This is a genomic window from Virgisporangium aliadipatigenens, assembly GCF_016863615.1.
Taxonomy (GTDB): Bacteria; Actinomycetota; Actinomycetes; order Mycobacteriales; family Micromonosporaceae; genus Virgisporangium; species Virgisporangium aliadipatigenens.
Genome location: NZ_BOPF01000010.1, coordinates 276,924 through 299,514, shown reverse-complemented (window position 1 = coordinate 299,514; position 22,591 = coordinate 276,924). Strand labels below are relative to the sequence as shown.

The window sequence follows — 22,591 nt, the reverse complement described above, 5'->3', positions numbered from 1 at the left end:
GGCGCACAGGCTTTTCGGGAGGGGTGGGATGCGACGACTACGCGGACTTTTCGGAGTGGCGGCCGGAGTGTTGGCCGGCGCGACCGCGTTGGCGCCTACGGCGACGGCTTCGCCCGGTGTGCCCTCGGCGCAGGTGATCGTCGGCTATGACGACGCCGCCGGTGCGCGCTCGGCGGTGGCGGCCGCCGGTGGGACCGTCGAACGCGAGCTGGGTCTGGTGGACTCGCTCCTGGTGTCCGTTCCCTCGGATGGTCTGAAAAAGCTCTTGACCGCTCCGGGGGTGCGGTCGGTGACGCCCGACGGCAAGGTCACCATGACCGGGCGGACGTGGCTCGCCGACGCCCAGAACACCTCGATCTCCGGCGTCACCAAGATGACCGGCGCGCAGGACGTCTGGAAGGGCCGGGACGCCAAGGGGCAGCCCCTCACCGGCAAGGGCGTCGGCGTCGCCGTCATCGACTCCGGCATCGCCCCGGCGACCGGGCTCAGCGGCACCGGCAAGGTCGTCAACGGCCCCGACCTGTCGCTGGAGTCGCAGGCGACGAACCTGCGCACCCTCGACACCTTCGGCCACGGCACGCACATGGCGGGCATCGTCGCCGGCCGCGACCCGGGCGTGGTCGCCGGTCAGGAGTCCGCGGACCCGACGAAGTTCGTCGGGATGGCGCCCGACGCCACGCTGCTGAACATGAAGGTCGCGGCCACCGACGGCGCGGTCGACGTGTCGCAGGTGATCGCCGCGATCGACTGGGTCGTGGTGCACCGCAACGACCCCGGCCTGAACATCCGCGTCATCAACCTCTCCTTCGGCACCGACTCGACCCAGGACCCGCGCCTCGACCCGCTGTCGCACGCCGTGGAAGCCGCCTGGCGCAAGGGAATCGTGGTCGTCGTCGCGGTCGGCAACGACGGCGCGGCCGCCACCCGGGTCTCGATGCCCGCCGCCAACCCGTACGTCATCGCCGTGGGCGCCGCCGACCACAAGGGCACCGAGTCCAAAGTGGACGACGTCGTCGCCGACTTCTCCACCAAGGGGAACGCCACCCGCCACGCGGATCTCGTCGCGCCCGGCCGTTCGATCATCTCGCTGCGCACGCCGAACTCGTTCCTCGACACGATGTACCCGACCGGCCGCCTCGCGACGACGGTCGACCCGAGCCAGCGCTACTTCAAGGGCAGCGGAACGTCCCAGGCGACCGCGGTCGTCTCCGGAGCCGCCGCTCTGCTGCTCCAGCAGCGGCCCACGCTGACGCCGGACCAGGTGAAGAAGCTCCTGATGCTGAGCGCCGACCCGATGCCGCAGGCCGACCCGGTCTCCCGCGGCGCCGGCCAGCTGAACATCCGCACCGCCGCCGCCCTGCCCACGCCGCTCGTGGCGACCGCGCAGCAGAAGTTCGCCGCGTCGACCGGCCTCGGCACGCTCGAAGGCGCCCGTGGCACGGCACACGTCGTCGACCCCGACACCGGCACCGAACTGACCGGCGAACGCGACATCATGGGCGAGGCCTGGAACGCCGCCGCGTGGTCCGCCTCCTGCACGGCCGGCACCGCCTGGACCACCACCGGCCAGTGGAACGGCCGCACCTGGAGCGGCTCCGGCTGGGCGACCGGCACCTGGACCGGCACCAACTGGACCAGCCGCACCTGGTCGAGCCGCACGTGGAGCGGTGCCACCTGGACCGGCACCACGTGGAGTTCGCGCACCTGGTCGAGCCGCACGTGGTCCGGCCGGACGTGGAGCGGCGGCTACTGGTCGGGCTCCCACTGGGGCTGAGCCGACCTGCTGAAGGGGGCGTCGTGGGGCGGGGCCATGATGGGGGGCCGTCGACGTTCCCCCTGAGGAGGCTCCGCACGATGTTGGCCCGGATGTGGCGTGGCTGGACCCGCGCCGCGGACGCCGGAAAGTACGAGCAGCACTACCGCGACGACGTGCTGGCGCACCTGACCGAGCTACCCGGCTTCCGGGGCGCGCGGCTGGTGCGCCGCACGGTCGGCGCCGAGACCGAGTTCCTGTCGTTGACGGTGTTCGAGTCGCTCGACGACGTGCGCGCCTTCGCCGGCGACGACTACGAACGCGCCGTCGTCGCCGAACCGGCCCGCCGGGTCCTGGTCCGCTACGACGACCGGGTAGCCCACTACACGATCACCGTCGAGAACTGGTCCTAGGGAGGATCAGACGAGGCGGACGCCCTCGAAGACGCCGAGCTCCTCGCGGTACAGCTCGACGCCGACGCCGTTCGGGTCGCGGATGTACAGGCTGTCCTCGACACCGCGATCCGGACCGAGATACTCGATGCCGCGCTCGTCGAAGAGCTGCTTGGCCCGCGCGAACGCCTCCGGGCTCACCGACAGCGCGATGTGCTGCACGCCGCCGATCGTCTCCTGCCAGTCGGGATGTTCGTGGCCGGGGAAGTCGAAGAAGCCCAGGAGGTTGCGGTTGCCGATGTCGAAGAAGAAGTGGCTGGAGCCCGGGTAGTCGCGGTTCTCCACGAGTTCTACCAGGGGAAAGCCGAGTGTGTCCTGGTAGAAGCGGATGGTCTCCTCGACGTCGCGGCAGATGAGTGCGGCGTGGTGCACGCCCTGCGCCCGGGTGGGCGGGCGCTGGTCGGCGGGCTTCAGGTAGCGCTCGCGCAGTTCGGCGCGGCGGTGGCGGACCTTTTCCAGTTCGGAGCCCTCGGGTGCTGGCATGCCCCGACTGTGCCACACAGTTAGTTGCGGAAACAGACAACCGCGGCCGTGGCGTTGTCGCTGCCGCCGGCCTGCCGGGCGTCGGCCACGATCGCGTCGACGATCGCCGCCGGGTCGGAACCGGCGCCCAGGCGGCGGCCGAGGAGTTCGTAGCTGAGCTGCTCGGCCACGCCGTCGGTGCAGACGCAGAACACGTCACCGGGGCGGGGCGCCACGTGCATGATGTCCGGCTCCGGGTGGCCCGGATGGCCGATGTACCGGGTGAGCCGGTAGCGCGCGGCGGCCGCCTGCGGGGAATCCGCCGGGTACCAGCCGTAGACGGCGCCGAGCCAGGCGGCGGTGTGGTCGACGGTGAGCAGTTCGAGGAGGCCGTCGCGCAGGCGGTACACCCGCGAGTCGCCGACCTGCACGATCCAGCCGCCGGTGTCGTCCAGCACCAGGGCGCTCAGCGTGCAGCCGGTCAGCTCGCCGAGCCGTCGGCCTTCGACGTTCACCCGGGACTGGATCGTGGCGACGGCGGCGCGCAGGCCCGCGGGACCGACCGCACCGGGGGCGGAGATCGCGTCGACGAACGCCGCCATGGTGATCCGCCCGGCGGCGGCGCTGCCCGGGCCGTCGCCCATGCCGTCGGCGACGACCGCGCACGGCGGCGCGACGCCCACGTGCCACACGTCGAAATTGTCGCGGTACCGGCGCCCGACGTCGCTCCCGACGGCCATCCGCACCCGCAGCCCGCCGCTCGACGCCTCCACATTTCCCATCGGGTTCGAATGATAGGCGTGAACCGAACGGCGGCCACGATCCGATGAGGAGGTGTGCCTTTGCCGACCCATCTCAGGAGGAGCGCGTGACCCCCGCACCCACGGTCCGGATCGAGGGCCTCGGCCTGCGCTACGGGCGGACGGCCGCCCTCGACGACGTCTCGCTGGCGTTCGGCGACGGCGTGACCGGGCTGCTCGGCCGCAACGGCGCCGGCAAGACCACCCTCCTGCGCATCGTCGCCACCGCCATGGCACCCGATCGGGGCACGCTGTCCGTGCTCGGGCACGATCCCGGCACCGCCGCCGGGCGGCTGGAGGTGCGCCGCCGGCTCGGCTACCTGCCGCAGGACCCGGGGTTCTACCGTCGCTTCACGGCGTTCGAGTTCGTCGAGTACGTGGCGATCCTGCAGGAGTTCGGGCACCGGCGGGAGCGCCGCGCGGAGGTGCTGCGGGTGCTCGCTGCCGTCGGGCTCGCCGACGCCGCCAAGAAGAAGATCAAGGCGCTCTCCGGTGGGATGCGCCAGCGGGTCGCGCTGGCGGCGGCCCTGGTCGGCGACCCGGCGCTGCTCGTCCTGGACGAGCCGACGGTCGGGCTGGACCCGGAGCAGCGGCTCCGCTTCCGGGAGCTGATCGCCGGTCTCGGTGAGGGCCGGACCGTCCTGCTCTCCACCCACCAGACCGAGGACGTGATGAGCCTCTGCCACCGGGTCGCGGTGTTGGACCAGGGCAAAGTGCGTTTCGAGGGAACGCCCACCGAGCTCGCGCGCCTCGCCGACGGCCGCGTCTGGTCCGCCCCGGCGAGGGCCGAGGGCGCGCTCGCCGCATGGCGCACCGGTGCCGGCACCTACCGCAACGTCGGCACCCCGCCCCCCGGAGCCGACCTGGTCGAACCGACCCTGGAGGACGGCTACCTGATGCTGGTCGACACCTCGGCCGAAGCGGTGAGCGCATGAGCCGGGTGGTGTTCGCCTTGGCGCGCGTCGAGGGGATGCGGCTGCTGCGGCACCCGCTGACGATCGCGGCCGTGCTGCTGATGGCCGGGCCGGTGCTGTACGGATGGCTCTTCGGCGACGGGTTGCCGCGCTTCGGCCTGCTGCACGAGCCGCCGCGCGGGTTGCAACTGGCGATGCAGCTCGTGCTCGGCGGCGCGGCCCTGATCGCCGCCAACTTCGCCGTGCTGCGCGCGCGCCGGTTCGGGACCGAGCAGCAGTTCGCGGTGCTGGTGCTGCCCGAGCGGCTGCGCGTCGCCGCGCTCCTGCTGGCCCTCGTGCCGGTGGCGCTGGTCGGCGCGCTGCTCGCGGTGATCTACGTGGGCGTGTTGGCGTTCGCGCCGGGGGCGGTCGGGCGGCTCGACCCGTACGAGGTGGCGACGGTGCCGGTGCTGGTGCTGCTGATGGGCGGCGTCGGCGTGCTGCTCGGGCGGCTGTGGCGTTCCGTCGTGGTGGCCCCGCTCCTCGTGGTGGTGAGCGGCGCGATCCTGCTGGTCTTCGCCAGCGTGCAGGCGGCCACCGACAGCTTCGTGCCGTACGCGATGACGGTCGACATCACCGACCCGATGTTCCTGCCGCCGCCGCAGGCCCTGCTGACCTGGCCGTCCGGCCTGCACCTGCTGTACCTGACCGGCCTCGCCGCCCTGATCGGGGTGGCGGCGCTGGCCGTGCGCGGTGGCCGTTCCACGCGGGTGCTGGTGGCCGGCGCGGTGTCGCTCGTCCTCACCGTCGCCGCCGTCGTCGTGCAGACGGCCTCCACGCGGGACGGCCTGCGTACCGCGGCCGCGCGGCAGCAGCCCGCGCTCCAGACGTGCCGCGTCGTCGAACGGGTCACGTACTGCGCGTTCGAGGAGTTCGTGCCGTGGATCGACGAGTGGTCCGCCGTGACGCAGGGCGTGCTGCGGGAGATGCCGCCCGAGTTGACGAACCGTCCGCTGGCGGTGCGTCAGCGGGCGATCGCGGGCACCCGGGGCGCACTCGGCGATCCGGCCGGCGTGCCGGTGGCGAAGTGGCGCGCGGACGATGCCGCCGCCGGCACGCCGGGCGCGGTGGGTATCGGCACCCGGTGGGGCGACGGGACGGAGACCGGGTTCGCCGCGCGCCTGGCCTACACCCTCATCACGGGCGACCCCGCGGCCCTCAGCACCCTGTGCGGCGGCCTCGGCGTGGTGGTGACCTGGATCGCCGGTCAGGCCACGCCGCTGACCCGCGCCGGACTGGAGCGGATCGACGCGATGTCCTTCGGCGGCGTCAGCTTCCCCGAGGGCGAGATCGGGGCCGGGATCCTGGTGCCGGACGCCGAGATCTCGCTGGCGACGGCGCTGCTGTCCCGGCCCACCGCGGAGGTGGGTGCGCGGGTCCGGGAGAACTGGACGGAGCTGACCGCCGAGGGGACCACGCTGCCGCGCGCCGCGGAGTTGCTCGGGCTGCCGGCGCCGAAGGTCGTCGACGACGGGTGGTCCTGCCGGTGACCCGGGCCGGACGCGCGGCGACCCTGCAAGCGCTGTTGCGGCCCACCGGGCGGGTCGTCGGGTGGCTGCCGTTCGGGGTCGGTGCGGGCGTGGGACTGGCGATGGCCGGCGCGGCGTCGCGGCTGTTCGACAAGCTCGGGCCGGCCGATGCGGCGACGCTGCTGCGGATGGCGGCCGTCTGCGGTGCGCTCGGGGCGGCGTTCCTGCTGGACGACCCGGCCGTGCGGACCACCCGGGTCGTCGCGGTGGGCCGGGGTGCGCGGCTCGGCGTCCGGCTCGCGCTCGTGGTCCCGGTGCTGGCGCTCTGGTGGGGTGCCGCGCTGGCGATCGTGGGCAGCGCGCTGACCGCGCCGGCGCGGCTGCCGGTCGGTGCGCTCACGGTGGAGGCCGCCGCGCTGGTGTGCGGCGCGCTGGCCGTGGCCGCCGGCACGGTGCGTGGTGCCGAGAGCGGGCGCGCCGGGCCGGTCGCGGCGCCGGTGGTGGTGTTCGGGGTGGTGGTGGCGTTCCAGCTGCCGTACGGGTGGGCGCTGATCGTGCCGCCGGGCGACGCCCGCTGGACGGACGCGCACCAGCGGTGGGGTGTGCTGGTCGGGGTCGGGCTCGCCGGGCTGTGGTGGGCGGGGCGCGAACCGGTCCGCGACCGGGCGGCTCGGCTGCTCCGCGCGGTGACCCGCTAGTCCGGAGCGCCGCCGGCGTCGACGCGGGCGGCGGGGTCAGCGTTGGCGGCGGGCGGATGTCGTCGGCCAGCGCTGCCCCAGCGTCGGGCGCGACCCCGTCGGTTCCGTCCCGGGGAGCGGCACGTACTCGGCCGCCTGCGGAGGCGTCCCGTCCAGGATCTCCGTCATGCGCTTCACCCGCGCGTCGCCCTCGTCGGCGACGTAGTCGCGCGGGTCGGTGCGGTCCACGCCGTCCGGTACCCCGAGCCCGCGCAGCACCGGCGTGAGGACGGCGGCGACGAGGATGTTCGCGGCGAGGGCCACGACGCCGACGTAGATGGTGGCCGTCGTGTCGAACCCGAGGTGCGAGAGCGGCCACGCCGACCCGCCGAAGTGCTCGCGCAGCACCGTCCTGCCGTCCGCGCCGCCGATCTGCGGAACCTGGTACAGCATCACGAGCCCGGTGAGCAGGCCGAGGATCCAGCCGCCGATCAGGGCCCAGCGGTGGAACCAGTTCGTGTACAGGCCGAGCGCCACCGCCGGCAGGGTCTGCATGACGAACACCCCACCGATGAGCTGCAGGTCGATGGCGAACTGCGTGTCGAGCACCAGGATCACCAGCACCGCCCCGAACTTCACGGTCAGCGACGCGAACTTGCTGACCTGCGTCTCCTGCCGGGGTGTGGCGTCGGGTCGGATGTACTCCTTGTAGATGTCGCGGGTGAAGAGGTTCGCGGCGGCGATGGACATGATGGCGGCCGGCACCATGGCGCCCACGCCGATCGCCGCGAACGCCAGCCCCGCCGCCCAGTCCGGGAACGCCTTGTCGAACCACAGCGGCACCACGGTGTTGCGGTCCCCGCCGATCGGGGTGACCCCGTCGAGAAGAGCGGCGAACCCGGCGAGCATGACCACGCCGAGCGTGAGCGTGTACAGCGGCATGACGGCGAGATTGCGCCGCAGCGTGGAACGGTTCCGGGCGGCCAGCGCCGCGGTCATGGTGTGCGGGTACAGGAACAGCGCCAGGGCCGACCCGAGCGCGAGCGTCACGTAGTTGAGTTGGCCGCTGCCCGGCAGCAGCAGCCCGTCGGACTGCGACGGCGTCTCGGCGAACCGCGCCCCGGCCGTCTTGATGACCGACGCCCAGCCCCCGTCGCGGGTGAACACGACCAGCAGGATCGCCAGCACGGTCCACAGCACCAGCGTGTCCTTGACGATCGAGATGAGCGCCGGCGCACGCAGCCCCGAGTTGAACGTGTACAGCGCCAGCACCACGAACGCGATCGTCAGCGGCCAGCCCGGCGGCAGCCCGAGCACCTTGAACACCGCTTCGAGCCCGACCAGTTGCAGCGCGATGTAGGGCATCGTGGCGAGGATGCCGGTGATCGCGACGGCCAGCGCGAGCGCCCGCGACCCGAAGCGCGCCCGGACGAACTCGGCCGGTGTCACGAACCCGTGCACGTGCGACACCGACCAGAACCGGCTCAGCACGACGAAGACGATCGGGTACACGATCACCAGGAACGACACCGGGAAGAACCCCGCCGCGCCCACGCCGTACACCAGGGTCGGCACGGCGACGAACGTGTACGCCGTGTAGACGTCGCCGCTGAGCAGGAAGAACGTCGCCCAGTTGCCGAACGCGCGGCCGCCCAGCCCCCACTCCTCCAGGGTGTGCACGTCCTGGGTGGGGCGCCACCGGCCGGCGGCGAAGCCCATCACGGTCACCAGCAGGAAGCAGAACCCGAAGATCGCCAGCTGAACCTCGTGGCCGTCGAGGTTCCCGAGGAGGTCACCCATCGCGGCGGGGCTTCGTGGCAACGTGGACGAACGCGATCGTCACGCAGGTGAAGAGCGCGAACGCCAGTTGTCCCCAGTAGTAGAAGGGCAGCCCCATGAGGGTCGGCTCGATCCGGTTGAACAGCGGCGGGAAGAGCGCCACGACCACGGGCACGAACAGCAGCCAGTGCCACTTGCTCCGGTCGAGCGCACGGGTCCGGTTGCGCCCCGGCCGGCCGCCGCCGTACGCGTCGCGACCGGACGGGCCGTCCCGATAGGAGCCGTCCCGGTAATGGGCCTCCCGGTACGCCGAGCCCGTCGGCTGAGCCACACCCGCCGAGTAGGAGCCCGACGGGTAGGCGTCCACGGGATAGGGAGCCGCGGGATAGGCGTCCTGCGGCCGTTGCGGGATCACCTCGCCGTACGCCGGCACCCGCCCGTCCCCGAACCCGGTCCGCGCCGGTCCGTACGCGGATTCCGCCGGGTCGGGCTGCCACCCACCCGCCCCGTCGTACGGGTCGTAGGGCTCGGGTGCGCCGTGTCGGGGGCGATGGGCGGGCTCCACTGGGCCCCTCCTTTTCTGGGAGGCAAACGCCCAGCGGTCCCTTTTCCGGTCCGTCACCCGCCGTGCGACTCGGTGATCTTAAAGCCGATACGGACGGTGTGAACAAGTCTCATTTTGGTCACGGCCACAGTACGAACGTCAATATGTCGCCCGTCCGGACCAGGAGTGTTGTCCGGACGGGTGCCCCTCGCTCTCCGATTCGCCGTCCAACAGGTCGGTCAATCGGCGCACCCGTTCGTCGCCCTCGTCGGCGTAATAGTCGCGCGCGTCGGTTTTGTCGGTGCCGTCTTTCACGCCCAGTGCCCGCAATAGCGGGGTACCGACGACGATCACGATCAGGTTGATCGCGAGCGCGATGAATCCGACGTAGACGCTCGCGTTCGTGTCGATCCCGAGATTCGACAACGGCCAGGCCGACCCGCCGAAATGTTCACGGACCACGGTCCGGCCGTCCGGTCCACCCAGCTGTGGAACGTCGTAGAGCAGCGCCAGGCAGGTGACCAGCCCCGCGACGAGCCCCGCGAACAGGGCATACCGGTGGAACCACGCGGTGTACAACCCGAACGCCACGGCCGGCAGCGTCTGCAGGATGAACCCGCCGCCGATGAGCTGCAGGTCGAAGGCGAACTGCGTGTCGATCAGCAGGATCACCAGGACGGCGCCGATCTTCGCGCCCAGCGAGACGATCCGGCTGACCCGGGTCTCCTGCCCGGGTGTCGCGTCCGGCTTGATGTACACGCGGTACACGTCGCGGGTGAAGAGGTTCGCGACGGCGATGGACATGATGGCCGCGGGCACCATGGCCCCGACCGCGATGGCCGAGTACGCCAGCGCCGCAGCCCAGTCCGGGAACGCCTTGTCGAACCACAGGGGCAGCACGGTGTTGCCGTCGCCGTCGAGCGGCCGGACCCCGTCCAGGATGGCCACGAGCCCGGCGAGGGCGAGGATGCCCAGGGTCAGCGAGTACAGCGGCATGACGGCCAGGTTGCGCCGCAGCGTGGAACGGTTCTTGGCGGCGAGCGCCGCGGTCAGCGTGTGCGGGTAGAGGAAGAGCGCGACCGCCGCGCCCATCGCCGAGGTGACGTACTGCAGGTAGTTGTCCGGCAGGAGGAAGAGCCCGTCGATCGGGTTCGGCGACGCGTTGAACCGCGTGTCGGCCGCCTTCGTCACGGTGGCCCAGCCGCCGTCCCGGGTGAAGACGATCAGCAGAACCGTCAGCACGGTCCACACCACGAGCGCGTCCTTGACGATGGAGATCAGTGCCGGCGCACGCAGCCCGGAGACGAACGTGAACAGCGCCAGCACCGCGAACGCGATCGTGAGCGGCAGGCCGCGCGGCAGCCCCATGACGGTGAAGACCGCCTCGATGGCGACGAGCTGCAGCGCGATGTACGGCATGGTGGCGACGATGCCGGTGATCGCGATGCCGGCGGCCAGCGAGCGGGAACCGAAACGCGCCCGGACGAACTCGGCCGGCGTCACGAACCCGTGCACGTGCGACACCGACCAGAAGCGGGCCAGCAGCACGAACACCATCGGGAAGGCGATCGCGAAGTAGGTCATCCCGAAGCCGATGCCGCCGAGCCCGAAGACCAGCGTGGGCAGCGCGACGAACGTGTAGGCGGTGAAGACGTCGCCGCTGAGCAGGAAGAACGTCACCCAGTTGCCGAACGCCCGACCGCCGAGGCCCCATTCCTCCAGGGTGTGCACGTTCTGGGCAGGGCGCCAGCGCGCGGCGAGCAGGCCGGTGACCGCGATCCCCACGAACGTCGCCATGAAGATCCAGAACTCGGTGGAGTGCTGTGCGGGTACCACCACGTCACCGTCCCTTCGTGGCGAGGTGCACGACGGCGGTGAGCACCGCGCAGAGCAGCGCGAACGCCAGCTGCCCCCAGTAGTAGAAGGGCAGCCCCATCAACGTCGGCTCGGCGCGATTGAAGATCGCCGGGAACAGTGCGATGATCACCGGGAGCCACAGCAGCCAGTGCCATCGGCTGCCCCGGCGCCTTCCCCCGGATCGATGCGAGCGGTAACGCTCCGGATCGGGGTCAGTGACCCTAGGTAACGGCGCGGTCTGCCAGCGGGCACGCCGGTCTTCCATCTCAGGCCCCTGTCGACGGTCCAGGGTGCCCTCCGGGGAGGCGGAGCGGCACGTGAGCGGTTAAGTCCGCGATGCTACAAAGCGTGCCGGCCCCGCCCCAAAATCAAATCCGATAGTGGGGCCATTATCACTACGCGCCAGTAACCGCGTCTCCGCGATCACTCAGAGCGACCAGCGCCGAGAGGTCCCCGCCCCCGCCGCCGAACCCGATCATCGACACCCCGGCCGCGAAGTACTCCGGCGCCGTCGCGGGCGTCAGGCCGCCCGTCGCCATGAAACGCACCCGGGGGAACGGCCCCCGCACGGTCTTGAACCACCCCGGTCCGAGGCTCCCGGCGGGGAAGCCCTTGAGCAGCGTGCACCCCAGCGACACGGCGCGCTGGATCTCCGTCGCCGTCGCGACGCCCGGCACGTGCGGCACGCCCGCCGACATGCTGGCCGACACCACGGCCTCGTCCAGCCCGGGCGCCACCGTGGCGGCGACCCCGAGCGAAGCCACCTCCAGGGCGACGGCCGGGCTCAACACCGTTCCGGCGAGAACGGGACGGCCCTCGGCGGCGGCGACGGTCGCGCGGACCGCCGCGACCGCCTCCTCGCCGTCCGCGGTCACCTCGACCAGCCCGATGCCCGCGTCCCATGCCTCTCGCGCGCGCCGCACGGTCTCCGCCACCCCCAGATCCCGCAGGATGAGGACGATCCGCCCGTGTGCCGCCAGGTTCTCAGTCATCGGAGACCACTCTATGGAACGCCTTGAGCGTGTCCGCGAGGATCTCCGCACCCGGCCTGGCCCACAGCTCGTCGTTGAAGATCTCCACCTCGATCGGTCCGGTGTATCCGGCCCGTTCCACCGCGACATGGAACGCGTCGAAGTCCACGCAGCCCTGCCCGGGCAGCCCGCGCCCGGTGAGCACCCCTGCCGGCAGCGGCGTGATCCAGTCCGCGAGCTGGTAGGTGGCGACGCGCGGGCCGGCGGCGACCAGTTCGGGCAGGACGGTGTCGTCCCACCAGAGGTGATAGGTGTCGACGCAGACGCCCACCGCGCCGACCGGATGCTGCGACGCGATCGCCATCGCCTGGGCGAACGTGCTGATCACGCACCGGTCGGAGCAGAACATCGGGTGCAGCGGCTCCACCGCGAGGGTCACGCCGGCGGCGACGGCGTGCGGGACCAGTTCGGCGACGGCGTCGGCCACGTGGCGGCGGGCGCCGGCGATGTCCCGCGAACCCTCGCGAAGCCCGCCGGAGACCAGCACCAGGACACCCGTCCCGAGGGCCGCGGCCTCGTCGATCGCGCGCCGGTTGTCGTCGAACCAGCCGTCCCGCTCGAAGAAGCCCGACCGGCACAGCGTGCTCACCGACAGCCCCGCGGCGCGCACCTCCTTCGCGGTGCGATCGAGGCCGTACTCGGCGACGTTCTCCCGCCAGAGCCCGACGTGACGCACACCGGAGGCGACGCATCCCGCGATGAGCTCGTCCATCGCCCAGTACTTGGCGGTCGCCTGGTTGAAAGCGAACCGGTCACTGAGTGTTTCCCGCTCGCTCATTGCTGAACCCCCGCCACTGTGAGGAACGCCCGCAGCCGCGCGGCGGCGAGGTCCGGATCCGGGATGAGCCCGGCGGCGTCGGCGAGCACGGCGGCGCGCACGAGGTGCGGCACCGACCGTCCACTGTGGAGCCCGCCGACCATCAGGAAGTGGTCCTGATGCCCGGCGAGCCAGGCCAGGAAGACGATGCCGGTCTTGTAGTAGAACGTCGGCGCCGCGAAGATGTGCCGCGACAGCGGGACGGTCGGCGCGAGGATCCGGTCGTACTCGGCCGCGTCGTCCCGGTCGAGCGCGGCGAGCGCGGCCGACGCGGCCGGCGCGATCGGGTCGAAGATGCCCAGCAGCGCGTCGGACCAGCCCTCGGCGTCGCCCCGGATCAGCTCCGGATAGTTGAAGTCGTCCCCGGTGTACAGGCGCACGCCGGCCGGCAGGCGACGCCGCAACGCCACCTCGTGCGCCGCGTCCAGCAGCGACACCTTGATGCCGTCCACCTTCGCGGAGTGCGCCTTGATGAGCGTCAGCACGGTCTCGGTCGCGGTGTCGACGTCGGACGTTCCCCAGTAGCCCGCGAGCGCCGGGTCGAACATCTCCCCCAGCCAGTGCAGCACCACCGGAACGTCGCTGGCGGCGATCAGTTCGCCGTAGACGCTCAGGTAGTCGTCGGCGTCCCGCGCGGCGGCGGCCAGCTGGCGGCTGCACATGAGCACCGGCACCGCACCGGACTCGCGCACGTCGGCGAGCTGTTCGGCGTAGGCGCGGCGGATGTCGGCCAGGCCGGCCGGGCCGGTGGGGAGCTGGTCGGTGCCCACCCCGGCCACGATGCGCCCACCGTCGGCGCGGGCCTCGGCGGCGCTGCGGCGGATCAGTTCGCGCGTCACGGGGTAGTCCAGGCCCATGCCGCGCTGCGCGGTGTCCATCGCCTCGGCGACCCCGAGCCCCAGCGCCCACAGGTGCCGCCGGAACGCCAGCGTCGCCCTCCAGTCCAGTTCGGCGGGTGCGCCGGGCACGGTCTCCCCGGTCGGGCGGGCCACCACGTGCGCGGCGGCGAAGGCGATCCGCTTCTTCGGCGCGGCGTGGCTCGACGCGAACGCCGTTCCGCCGCCGAACGTGTGCACCGACCCGTCCGGCAGTCGTACCCCGCTCATGACGCCGCCTCGCTTCGCTCCCCGGCGCCCTGAGACGCGCAGCGGACAGTGCCGATGATTCGCTCCCGCAAGCGTCCGCTCATGCGGGCACCTCGACGCGGCGGCCGGTGCGGGCGGACTCGAGGCCCAGTTCGGCGAGGCGCACGCCGCGCGCTCCCGAGTGGAAGTCCCAACGGAACGGCGCCCCCTCGACGACGTGCCGCAGGAACGCCTCCCACTGCACCTTGAACCCGTTGTCGAACTCCTCGTTGTCCGGCACCTCGGCCCACTGCTCCCGGAACTTCTCCGTCGCCGGCAGATCCGGGTTCCACACCGGCTTCGGCGTCACCGAACGGTGCTGGGCCCGGCAGCGGCGCAGCCCCGCCACGGCGCTCCCCTCGGTGCCGTCCACCTGGAACTCCACCAGTTCGTCGCGGAACACGCGCACGCACCACGACGAGTTGAGCTGGGCGACGATGCCACCCTCGAGCTCGAAGACCGCGTACGCGGCGTCGTCGGCGTCGGCCCGGTACGTCTCGCCCTGCTCGTCGACCCGCGCGTCGAGGTGCGTGGCGATGGTGGCCGACACGGCGCGCACCGGCGCGAACAGCTCCTCGAGCACGTAGTTCCAGTGCGGGAACATGTCCATCACGATGCCGCCGCCGTCGCCGGTGCGGTAGTTCCACGACGGGCGTTGGGCCGGCTGCCAGTCGCCCTCGAACACCCAGTAGCCGAACTCGCCGCGCACCGACAGGATGCGGCCGAAGAAGCCGCCGTCGATGAGGCGCTTCAGCTTGCGCAGCCCCGGCAGGAACAGCTTGTCCTGCACCACCCCGTGCCGGACCCCGGCCGCGTCGGCGGCGACGGCCAGCTCCTTCGCGGCGGTGGTGCCCTCGGCGAGCGGCTTCTCCGTGTAGATGTGCTTGCCGGCGTCGATCGCCTGCCGGATGGCCTTCTCCCGCAGCGAGGTGAGCTGCGCGTCGAAGTAGATCTCAACGTCGGGCCGGGCCAGCGCGGCCGCCAGGTCGGTGGTCCACTCGGTGAGGCCGTGGCGGTCGGCGATCTCCCCCAGCCGGGTGGCGTTGCGCCCGACGAGCACGGGCTCCGGCCAGATGACGTGCCCGTCCCGGGTCGGCAGGCCGCCCTGCTCGCGGATCGCCAGCAGGGACCGGACGAGGTGCTGCCGGTAGCCCATCCGGCCGGTGACGCCGTTGACGACGACGCCCACGGTCCTTCGCTGCATGAGTGGTTCCCTCTCGATCTGTGGTGCGAGGTAAGCGCTTTCCTAACGATAAACGCCGGTCCCCGATGGGCCTAGACCCACCGGGGACCGATAGTTTCGAACTTTGCCTTAGATTCGGATCTTTCCGGCGCCGGCCGATGCGGTCACCGCGGCGGGCACCTCGGTCGCCGGCAGGACCGGCCCCGCCCGCAGGACCGGCACCCACCCGGCGTCCCCGCCCAGGTCCGGGTCGTGGGTGGCGTTGTACGCCGCGCGCAGGCTGACGGCCGTGGGCCGCTGCGTGCCGATCGTGCTCCAGGTGCCGATCTCGGTGAACGCCGTTCCGCCCCAGTCGTACACGAACTCGTCCAGAGCGAGGTCGGCGCTGCGCAGCACGAAGTTGTTCTCGGCGTAGAGGGCCGAGTAGACCCCGATGCCCCAGGAGTACGAGTAGTCGTCCTCGTCGGTGGCGTAGAAGTAGTTGTTGTAGAGGTCGACCTGCCCGAAGCGGATCCGGGGCGCCCGCTGGCCCACGTTCGCGAACCGGTTGTGGTGCAGCGTGACGCGCAGCTTGCCGACGTCGGCCCCGACCGTGTTCGTGGAGCCGATGAGCATCGTCTTGTCGTGCTCCTGGAAGGTGTTGTACGAGATCGTGACCAGGTCCGACGCCCGGATCACGTCCAGCGCCCCGTCGTGCGCCTGGTACGGCCGGCCGAAGTGCAGCGGCTGGTTCGCGTCCCGGTTGTTCCCGTCGCTGAACGTGCTGTGATCGACCCACACGTGCGTGGCGCCGGTGAGCGTGACGGTGTCGTAGAGGGAGTTCCAGTTCCCCGCCGCGCCGTCGGTCGGGTCCCACGCGGGGAAGCAGTCCGCGGAGTCCTCGACGGTCAGGTTCCGGATGATCACGTTATCGACCCGGTCGACCAGCAGGTTGCCGCCGATGATGCGGGCGTTGCGCAGGCCCACGATCGTCGTGTTGGCGCCGACCTTGAGCTGCACGCGCGCGCTCTGGTTGCGGGCCGAACGCACCCGCGCCTCCTCCAGCGGGCCGGACGGGCGCGTCGCGCGGCCCCACACCGCCGGGTCGTAGGCGGCCAGGTACGCGTCGAGGCTGTACTCCGGATCCGCGTAGTCGGCGCAGGTCAGCGGCTTGTTGGCGGCGTCGACGTTGGCGTTGACGGTGCCGGCGACGAACACGATGCGCGGCACGGTCGAGGTGGCGTCGAGGGCGGCGACGAGTTCGTCGCGGGTGCGCACGACCGAGATCCGGTCGGGTGTGGCGGCGGCGCCACCGGTGGTGCCCGTTCCGGACGAGGCCCAGCCGTCGTTGGCGGGCAGCGTCTGGCGGGCGAGCGCCAGGGCGGCGGCGCTCGGGGTGTCGGCGGCGGCCGAGGCCGGCAGGGCAGGTAAGAGAGCGGCGGCCAATGCGATGGCGAGGGGGATGCGCAGGCGCATGGAAACTCCTGGGCTTAGGAGGGGGTGGAGATGCCGGCCGCGGCCAGCAGGGCGTCGGCCGGCGGGGCGGCGCCGACGTCGCCCGTGGTGCGCAGCGCGACCCCGGCGAGGGCGTGCCCCAGCCGCAGCCGCGCCTCCTGCGGGACGTTCCGCAGGGTGCCGAAGAGATACCCGGCCGCGAACGCGTCGCCGGCGCCGACCGGTTCGACCACGTCGACGGCGTTCGCCGGGACGAACGTGGGGCCCCCGGCGTCGAAGGCCGTCGCGCCGACCGCCCCGTCCTTGACCACCAGGGTCGGCGGCTCGGGCAGCAGTGCGCGCACGTCCTCGGCCGTCGCACAGCCCCACAGCGCCTGCGCCTCGTCCAGGCCCACGAGCACCAGATCGGCGCGGGAGGCCAGGTCGCGCAGCACCGGGGCGGCGGTGTCCGGGGACCAGAGCGCGGGGCGGTAGTTCACGTCGAAGGAGACCGCCGCACCCGGCACCGCACGCCGGTGCAGGGCCGTCTCGACGAGGCTGCGGCACGAGTCCGACAGGGCGGGCGTGATGCCGGTCAGGTGCACCCAGCGGGGTGTGCCCGCGCTGATGACGTTCCACAGTGGAGGGCCGAGGCGGGAGGCGGCCGAACCCCTGCGGTAGTAGTGGACACCGCGGCCGGGGTCCTTGAAGTAGATGCCGGTCGGGGCCTCCGGATCCGTGACCACCCAACGGCAGTCCACACCGGAGGCGGCGATGCTCTCGTGCACGAACGCCCCGAACGGGTCCGCGCCGACCCGGCCCGCCCACGCCACGCGCACGCCGAGCGGGGCGAGGTAACCGGCCACATTGGACTCCGCGCCGCCGAGCCCGCGCCGCAACGTCTCGGCGCCGCGCAGCGAACCGAGCGGCTCGGGCGTCAGCACCACCATGCTCTCGCCCACGCACACCACATCGAGGCCCGGCACGTCAGCCCGCACGAGATTCGCTCCCTACTATCGGCCGCCACCGGTCCAGCACGACCCGGTGCGGAGCGGCCGCCCAGGAGACGTTCAGCTCGCTCGGCAAACGGTGTCGCGTGACAACCTTCCGGACCAGCCGGTCGATCCCCTCGACCGCCGAACCGCCGCCGTCCGGATGCGGCCGCAGGTGCCGCGCCGGGATGCGGGCCGGCTCCGGCGCGGAGACGATCGCCTCCAGCAGCGTGGTGAACACGGCCGTGCGGCTCAGCGGCGCGATCAGCGCCACCGCCGGGTCGGCGCGGTGGTCGAGCAGGTTCTCCAGGAGACCGTCGCGGCCGGGGACGTGCACGGGTTCGTCGTCGCCGGGCAGTTGCAGGCGATCCGTCGGGTACTCCAGCACGGCCGTGCGGCGGTGGCCCGTCACGACGATCTCGCCCGGCAGGAAGACGCTGGAGTCGAGCGTGACCGCGACGACCAGTTCCACGCCGCTGGCGAACGTCACCCGCGCGAACGTCGTGTCGTCGGTCTCGATCGCACGCGAGCGGTAGCGCTCCAGTTCGAGCCTCATCGGGGCGGTCGCCGCCGGCCCGGCGAGCACGAGGGCCTGCATGAGCGCGTGCGCGAACGGGTTCACCAGCGCACCGTCGATCACCGGCCGCCCGTCCAGGAACCGCTTGCCGGCCCAGGGCGCACGGGTGAAGTAGGCGTCCGGCCGCCACCAGGCGCCGACCGCGCCGAGCCGGGACAGGTCGCCGAGTTCGCCGTCGGCGATCGCGGCGGAGAGGCGTTGCAGCGCGTGCGAACCGAGTGCCTGGAAGCCCACCTGAGCGGTGCGGCCGGTGGTGCGCAGTTCGGCGGTCAGCCGGCGGTGCTCCGCCAACGAGGCCAGCGGCGGCTTCTCGAGCAGGAGATCCGCGCCGCTGTGGACGACGTCGAGCGCGATCGGCAGGTGGGTGTGCGGCGGCGTGCAGACGACCACGACGTCCGGCCTGGTGGCGGCGAGCATCCGGCGGTGATCGTCGAAGACGGGCACGTCGCGCAGCGGCGCGTCCTCCGCGTCGGTCAACGGCTGCCGGTCGCAGAACGCCACGGGCTCGACCCGGCCGGCCGCGCGCAGGCGTTCGATGACCCGCCGGTGCCACAGGCCGTGCCCGAGCGCTCCGACCAGCGCTACCCGCTCAGCCATGGCCGGCCTTGACCGTGTCGGCGGCGCCGCCGCTCTCCAGGGCGCCGAGCCAGTGTTCGACCCGCGCGACGTACTCCCGATCCTCCCGCAGCACCGGCGGGAAGACCTCCTCGATCGCGAGCAGTTCGTCCACGGTGGACCCGCCGCGGAGCCGGTCGGCCAGCGGGTCGTTCAGCGGGAGCGGGCTGCCGTCGTCGGCCGTGCCGCGGGTGAAGCGCATCCACGCCGCGAGCACCAGGGCCGCCAGCTCCATCGGTAGGCCCGCCCGGCGACCGTCCACAATGGTCTCCACGAGGCGGTACGGCAGCTTCTGCGTGCCGTCCATCGCCACCTGGAGCGTGCGGTGGCCGAGCGCCGGGTTCGCGAAGCGGTGCAGCGCCTGGGCACCGTACCCGACCACGGTCACCCCCGGCGGCGGGGTCACGGTGGGGGCGATGTCGTCGCGGATGAGGCGTTCCATCAGATCGACCATGCCCGGCAGGGAGAGCGCCCGGTCGATGGTCTCGACCCCGGCGAGCGCCCCGAGGTAGGCGAGTCCACTGTGGACGCCGAGGAGCACGCGCAGCTTCATGCTCTCCCACGGGGCGACGTCGTCGGTGAGGATGGCACCGGCGCGTTCCCACCGCGGCCGCCCGCCCGGGAAGTCGTCCTCGATCACCCACTGCATGAACGGCTCGGCGGTGACCGGGGCGGCGTCCGGGACACCGAGCGCCGTGTGGGCGAGGTCCAGCGTGCGCGACGTGGTGGCGGGCACGATCCGGTCGACCATCGCCGAGGGGAACGAGATGCCCGCCGGCACCCCGCGTCCGGCCACGCCCAGCGCCTGCGTCACCATGCCGCGCAGCCGCGCGCCGTTGCCGCGCATGTTGTCGCTGCAGAGCACGGCGAGCGGCCCGGCACCGGCCGCCTCGCGCGCGAGCAGGCCGCGCACCAGGGCCCCGGGCGTCGACAGCGGTGGCGCGGCGCCGGTCAGCTCGGCGCGCAGCCCCTCGTCGACGGTCAGGTTGCCGGCCGCGTCGAGCCGGTAGCCCTTCTCCGTCACGGTCAGCGTCACCACGCGGGTGCGCGGGTCGGCGATCGCGGCCACCACGGCGTCCGGGTCGGAACCGCCGTGCAGCAGTCCACAGTGGACACCGATCACGTCGGCGCGGGAACCGTCGCCGTCGACGGTGACGACGCTGTACAGCCCGTCCTGGGCGCGCAGCCGGTCCAGCACGTCGCGGGAGCGCGGCGCCACGCCGACGATCCCCCAGCCGCCCGCCGCCTGGGTGTAGACCGCCTGGTGCGCCCGGTGGAAGGCGCCGAGTCCGATGTGGACGATCCCCGGCGTGAGGTCTCCCGGAAGGGCCGGCGGCCGGCTCTCCCGGGGCACGGTGTCCAGTGTGGACAGGCTCAGGCCCATGCCGGCCCGTCCGGGAAGCTGAACTGCTTGATCGACTCCGGCTTCAGCTCGACGCTGTAGCCCGGTCTCGTGGGCAGGAGATATCGGCCGTTCCTGGTGCGCACCGGGTCGGTGAAGTGCTCGTGCAGGTGGTCGACGTACTCCACCATCCGCCCGTCGAGCGAACCGCCGACCCGCAGGAAGTCGAAGATCGCGAGGTGCTGCACGTACTCGCACAGCCCGACCCCGCCGGCGTGCGGGCACACCGGAACGCCGTACTTCGCGGCCAGCAGCAGGATCGACAGCACCTCGTTGACCCCGGCGACCCGGCAGGCGTCGACCTGGCACACGCCGATCGCGTCGGCCTGCAGCAGCTGCTTGAAGATGACCCGGTTGGCGGCGACCTCGCCGGTGGCGACGCGGATCGGCGCTACGTTACGCGCGATGCGGGCGTGGCCCAGCACGTCGTCCGCGTGCGTCGGTTCCTCGATCCAGTACGGGTCGAACGGCCGCAGCCGGGCCATGTTGGCGATCGCCTCGTCGACGTCCCACACCTGGTTGGCATCCATCATGAGAAGGGCGTCCGGCCCGATCTCCGAACGGATGATCTCCGCCCTGCGGACGTCGTCCGCGATCGGCCCGCCCACCTTCATCTTCACCGCCCGCCAGCCCTCGGCGACGGCCGTGCGGGTCAGCTCCCGCACCTTCTCGTCGGGGTAGCCGAGCCAGCCGACGCTCGTGGTGTACGAGGGGAAGCCGTCCTTCTCCAGGAGAGCCAGGCGTTCCTCGTAGCCGGCGGCCTGCTTCTCCAGCAGGGCCAGCGCCTCCTCGGGGGTGATGGCGTCGGTGATGTGGTGGAAGTCGATCGACGCGACGAGTTCCTCGGCGGTCAGCTCGGCGAGGAAGCGCCACATCGGCTTGCCGGCGACCCGGGCGCGCAGGTCCCAGACGGCGTTCACGAGCGCGCCGGCCGCCATCGCGATGACGCCCTTCTCCGGTCCGATCCAGCGCAGCTGCGGGTCGGCGGTGATGCTGCGCCAGAACTCGACCTGGTGGGCGGCCAGGTCGTCGAGGTCACGGCCGACGACGTGGTGGGCGAGGGCGCGCACGGCCGCGCAGGTGATCTCGTTGCCGCGCCCGTTGGTGAACGTCAGCCCCGAACCGGTCGGGCCGGAGTCGGTGCGCACCCGCACGTACGTGGCCGAGTAATCACCCCGGTTGATGGCATCGGACCCGTCCCCCGCGGCGGCGGTGGGGAACCGGACGTCGTGGACGTCGACGGCGACGATCCTCATGAGTTCTTCTCCAAGCGGAAGACTTTCCTGGGTAGGTGGTACGCGAGGTCGGCGATGGTCTCGGCGGCCTCGTCGAGCGGCAGCCGCCCCTCGGCGACCAGCCGGGCGAGGAACCCGGCGTCGATGCGCCGCGCGACGTCGTGGCGCACCGGGATGGAGCAGAACGCCCGGGTGTCGTCGACGAACCCGGAGGTGTTGTAGAAGCCGGCCGTCTCGGTGACCGTCTCGCGGAAGCGCCGCAGCCCCTCGGGGCTGTCCAGGAACCACCACGGCGCACCGAGGAAGACGGCCGGGTAGCCGCCGGCCAGCGGTGCCAGTTCGCGGGTGAACGTCGTCTCGTCCAGCGTGTACAGCACGATCCGGAACCGGGGGTCGGTCCCGAACTCGTCGAGCAGCGGCCGCAGCCCACGCACGTAGTCGGTGGCGGTGGGGATGTCGCCGCCGACGTCGCGCCCGTGCCTGGCGAACAGGGCCTTGTTGTGGTTGCGGTCGGCGCCGGGATGCAGCTGCATCACCAGACCGTCCTCTGTGGACATCCGGGCGAACTCCATGAGCATGTGCCCGCGGAACTCCTCGGCCCGCTCGGTGCTCCCGCCCAGGGCCGCCCGATACAGCGCGTCCACATCGGACACCCACCCGGTGTGCGCGGTCGGGTGCCCGTGGTCCGAGCAGGTGGCCCCGGCGGCGAGGAAGGCCTCGCGGCGCACCCGCAGCGCGTCGAGGAAGCCGGCGTAGGAGGAGACGTCGCGGCCGGTCAGCGAGCCGAGCTGCCGCACCCGGTCGGCCCAGCCCGGCCACTCGACGTCGACCAGGTCGTCGGGGCGGAACGTCGTGATGACCCGGCCGCCCGGCCCGCCCCACCCGTCGGCGGCCAGCTTCGCGTGCGGCGACAGGTCCGACAGCGGCCCCTCGGTCGTGGCCAGCACCTCCAGGTTGAAGCGCCCGAACAGCGCCCGCGGCCGGAACTCCGGCTCCTGGAGCCGGGCGGCGATCGCGTCGTACACGAGATCCGCGGTTGCCGGCCCGAACGGCGTCTCCACCCCGAACACCTCGCGGAAGACCCGTTCGGTCCACAGCCGCGACGGCGTGCCGCGGAACAGGTACCAGTGCTCGGCCAGCCGCCGCCAGATGACCCGCCCGTCGGACTCCACCGGGGTCCCGTCGAGGCTCGGCACCCCCAGGTCGGCCGGCGGCACACCCTGGCTGGCGAGCATCCGGGTGATGTAGTGATCGGGCACCACGATCAGCCGCGCCGGATCCGGGAACGGCAGGTCCTCGGCCAGGATCGCCGGATCGACGTGCCCGTGCGGGCTGATCAACGGCAGGTCCTTGGCGTGGCCGTACAGCTCGCGGGCGATGGCGCGGACGCCGGGCTCGGCGGGGAACAGCTGATCAGCGACCGCTCCGGGGCGCCCGGCACCGCTCGCGGGCCGGA

Annotated in this window: 21 protein-coding genes; 5 read left to right on the top strand and 16 right to left on the bottom strand. The window is 72.4% G+C overall.

Going from position 1 to position 22,591, the window contains the following annotated elements:
* Positions 1–28 precede the first annotated feature (28 nt).
* Together Val02_RS17160 and Val02_RS17155 are read left to right on the top strand one after the other, a co-directional pair.
* Complete coding sequence (locus Val02_RS17160; protein ID WP_203900059.1) at positions 29–1,774, top strand: S8 family serine peptidase; 1,746 nt, start codon at positions 29–31, stop codon at positions 1,772–1,774.
* A gap of 80 nt (positions 1,775–1,854) precedes the next feature.
* Positions 1,855–2,166 (top strand): antibiotic biosynthesis monooxygenase family protein, encoded by a 312-nt coding sequence (locus tag Val02_RS17155; RefSeq protein ID WP_203900058.1) that lies wholly within the window; start codon positions 1,855–1,857, stop codon positions 2,164–2,166.
* Positions 2,167–2,172: 6 nt separating this feature from the next.
* Here Val02_RS17155 and Val02_RS17150 read toward each other — a convergent pair whose 3' ends face one another.
* Positions 2,173–2,688: a VOC family protein gene (locus tag Val02_RS17150; protein ID WP_203900057.1), complete on the bottom strand. Its 516-nt coding sequence runs from the start codon at positions 2,686–2,688 to the stop codon at positions 2,173–2,175.
* 20 nt (positions 2,689–2,708) lie between these two features.
* Positions 2,709–3,449 (bottom strand): PP2C family protein-serine/threonine phosphatase, encoded by a 741-nt coding sequence (locus tag Val02_RS17145; RefSeq protein WP_203900056.1) that lies wholly within the window; start codon positions 3,447–3,449, stop codon positions 2,709–2,711.
* Between the two features lie 86 nt (positions 3,450–3,535).
* On the opposite strand from Val02_RS17145, the gene Val02_RS17140 reads away from it, so the two are divergent.
* Genes Val02_RS17140 through Val02_RS17130 form a run of 3 tightly spaced genes read left to right on the top strand, consistent with a single transcriptional unit; the run spans position 3,536 to position 6,587 of the window.
* Positions 3,536–4,402: an ATP-binding cassette domain-containing protein gene (locus Val02_RS17140; RefSeq protein WP_239153053.1), complete on the top strand. Its 867-nt coding sequence runs from the start codon at positions 3,536–3,538 to the stop codon at positions 4,400–4,402.
* Entirely contained in the window at positions 4,399–5,910 is a 1,512-nt protein-coding gene (locus tag Val02_RS17135) for a hypothetical protein (protein WP_203900054.1), read from the top strand. Before Val02_RS17140 ends, Val02_RS17135 begins: the two co-directional genes overlap by 4 nt.
* Positions 5,895–6,587 (top strand): hypothetical protein, encoded by a 693-nt coding sequence (locus Val02_RS17130; protein WP_203900053.1) that lies wholly within the window; start codon positions 5,895–5,897, stop codon positions 6,585–6,587. Before Val02_RS17135 ends, Val02_RS17130 begins: the two co-directional genes overlap by 16 nt.
* Before the next feature lie 36 nt (positions 6,588–6,623).
* On the opposite strand, the gene mctP is transcribed toward Val02_RS17130, so the two are convergent.
* From mctP to uxaC, 14 genes are all read right to left on the bottom strand, one after another.
* Complete coding sequence (mctP, locus tag Val02_RS17125) at positions 6,624–8,366, bottom strand: monocarboxylate uptake permease MctP (protein ID WP_203900052.1); 1,743 nt, start codon at positions 8,364–8,366, stop codon at positions 6,624–6,626.
* The gene (locus Val02_RS48665) at positions 8,359–8,910 is read right to left on the bottom strand and encodes a DUF3311 domain-containing protein (protein ID WP_373317904.1); all 552 of its coding nucleotides are present in this window, start codon (positions 8,908–8,910) and stop codon (positions 8,359–8,361) included. The genes mctP and Val02_RS48665 overlap by 8 nt, the downstream gene beginning before the upstream one ends.
* Positions 8,911–9,048: 138 nt before the next feature.
* Positions 9,049–10,686, bottom strand: a complete 1,638-nt coding sequence (locus Val02_RS17115; protein WP_203900111.1) for a sodium:solute symporter family protein — start codon at positions 10,684–10,686, stop codon at positions 9,049–9,051.
* Between the two features lie 43 nt (positions 10,687–10,729).
* Complete coding sequence (locus Val02_RS48935) at positions 10,730–10,876, bottom strand: DUF3311 domain-containing protein (protein ID WP_203900051.1); 147 nt, start codon at positions 10,874–10,876, stop codon at positions 10,730–10,732.
* Positions 10,877–11,141: 265 nt separating this feature from the next.
* Positions 11,142–11,738 carry a bifunctional 4-hydroxy-2-oxoglutarate aldolase/2-dehydro-3-deoxy-phosphogluconate aldolase gene (locus tag Val02_RS17105; protein ID WP_203900050.1) on the bottom strand — a complete coding sequence of 199 codons (597 nt, stop codon included), beginning with the start codon at positions 11,736–11,738 and terminating at the stop codon, positions 11,142–11,144.
* On the bottom strand, positions 11,731–12,555 hold the full coding sequence (locus tag Val02_RS17100; protein WP_203900049.1) for a sugar phosphate isomerase/epimerase family protein: 825 nt from the start codon (positions 12,553–12,555) through the stop codon (positions 11,731–11,733). The genes Val02_RS17105 and Val02_RS17100 overlap by 8 nt, the downstream gene beginning before the upstream one ends.
* Positions 12,552–13,700, bottom strand: coding sequence for a dihydrodipicolinate synthase family protein (locus tag Val02_RS17095; protein ID WP_203900048.1), 1,149 nt, complete (start codon positions 13,698–13,700; stop codon positions 12,552–12,554). Before Val02_RS17095 ends, Val02_RS17100 begins: the two co-directional genes overlap by 4 nt.
* Positions 13,701–13,779: 79 nt before the next feature.
* Positions 13,780–14,922, bottom strand: coding sequence for a Gfo/Idh/MocA family protein (locus tag Val02_RS17090; protein ID WP_203900047.1), 1,143 nt, complete (start codon positions 14,920–14,922; stop codon positions 13,780–13,782).
* Positions 14,923–15,030: 108 nt separating this feature from the next.
* The gene (locus tag Val02_RS17085) at positions 15,031–16,356 is read right to left on the bottom strand and encodes a pectate lyase family protein (protein ID WP_203900046.1); all 1,326 of its coding nucleotides are present in this window, start codon (positions 16,354–16,356) and stop codon (positions 15,031–15,033) included.
* A gap of 14 nt (positions 16,357–16,370) precedes the next feature.
* Positions 16,371–17,312, bottom strand: coding sequence for a sugar kinase (locus Val02_RS17080; protein ID WP_239153051.1), 942 nt, complete (start codon positions 17,310–17,312; stop codon positions 16,371–16,373).
* A complete protein-coding gene (locus Val02_RS17075; RefSeq protein WP_203900045.1) occupies positions 17,302–18,480 on the bottom strand; it encodes a Gfo/Idh/MocA family protein in 1,179 nt (392 codons plus the stop codon). Before Val02_RS17075 ends, Val02_RS17080 begins: the two co-directional genes overlap by 11 nt.
* Complete coding sequence (locus tag Val02_RS17070; RefSeq protein WP_203900044.1) at positions 18,473–19,882, bottom strand: mannitol dehydrogenase family protein; 1,410 nt, start codon at positions 19,880–19,882, stop codon at positions 18,473–18,475. Before Val02_RS17070 ends, Val02_RS17075 begins: the two co-directional genes overlap by 8 nt.
* A complete protein-coding gene (locus tag Val02_RS17065) occupies positions 19,873–21,156 on the bottom strand; it encodes an enolase C-terminal domain-like protein (RefSeq protein ID WP_203900043.1) in 1,284 nt (427 codons plus the stop codon). Before Val02_RS17065 ends, Val02_RS17070 begins: the two co-directional genes overlap by 10 nt.
* Positions 21,153–22,544 (bottom strand): glucuronate isomerase, encoded by a 1,392-nt coding sequence (uxaC, locus tag Val02_RS17060; RefSeq protein WP_239153072.1) that lies wholly within the window; start codon positions 22,542–22,544, stop codon positions 21,153–21,155. The genes Val02_RS17065 and uxaC overlap by 4 nt, the downstream gene beginning before the upstream one ends.
* Positions 22,545–22,591 lie beyond the last annotated feature (47 nt).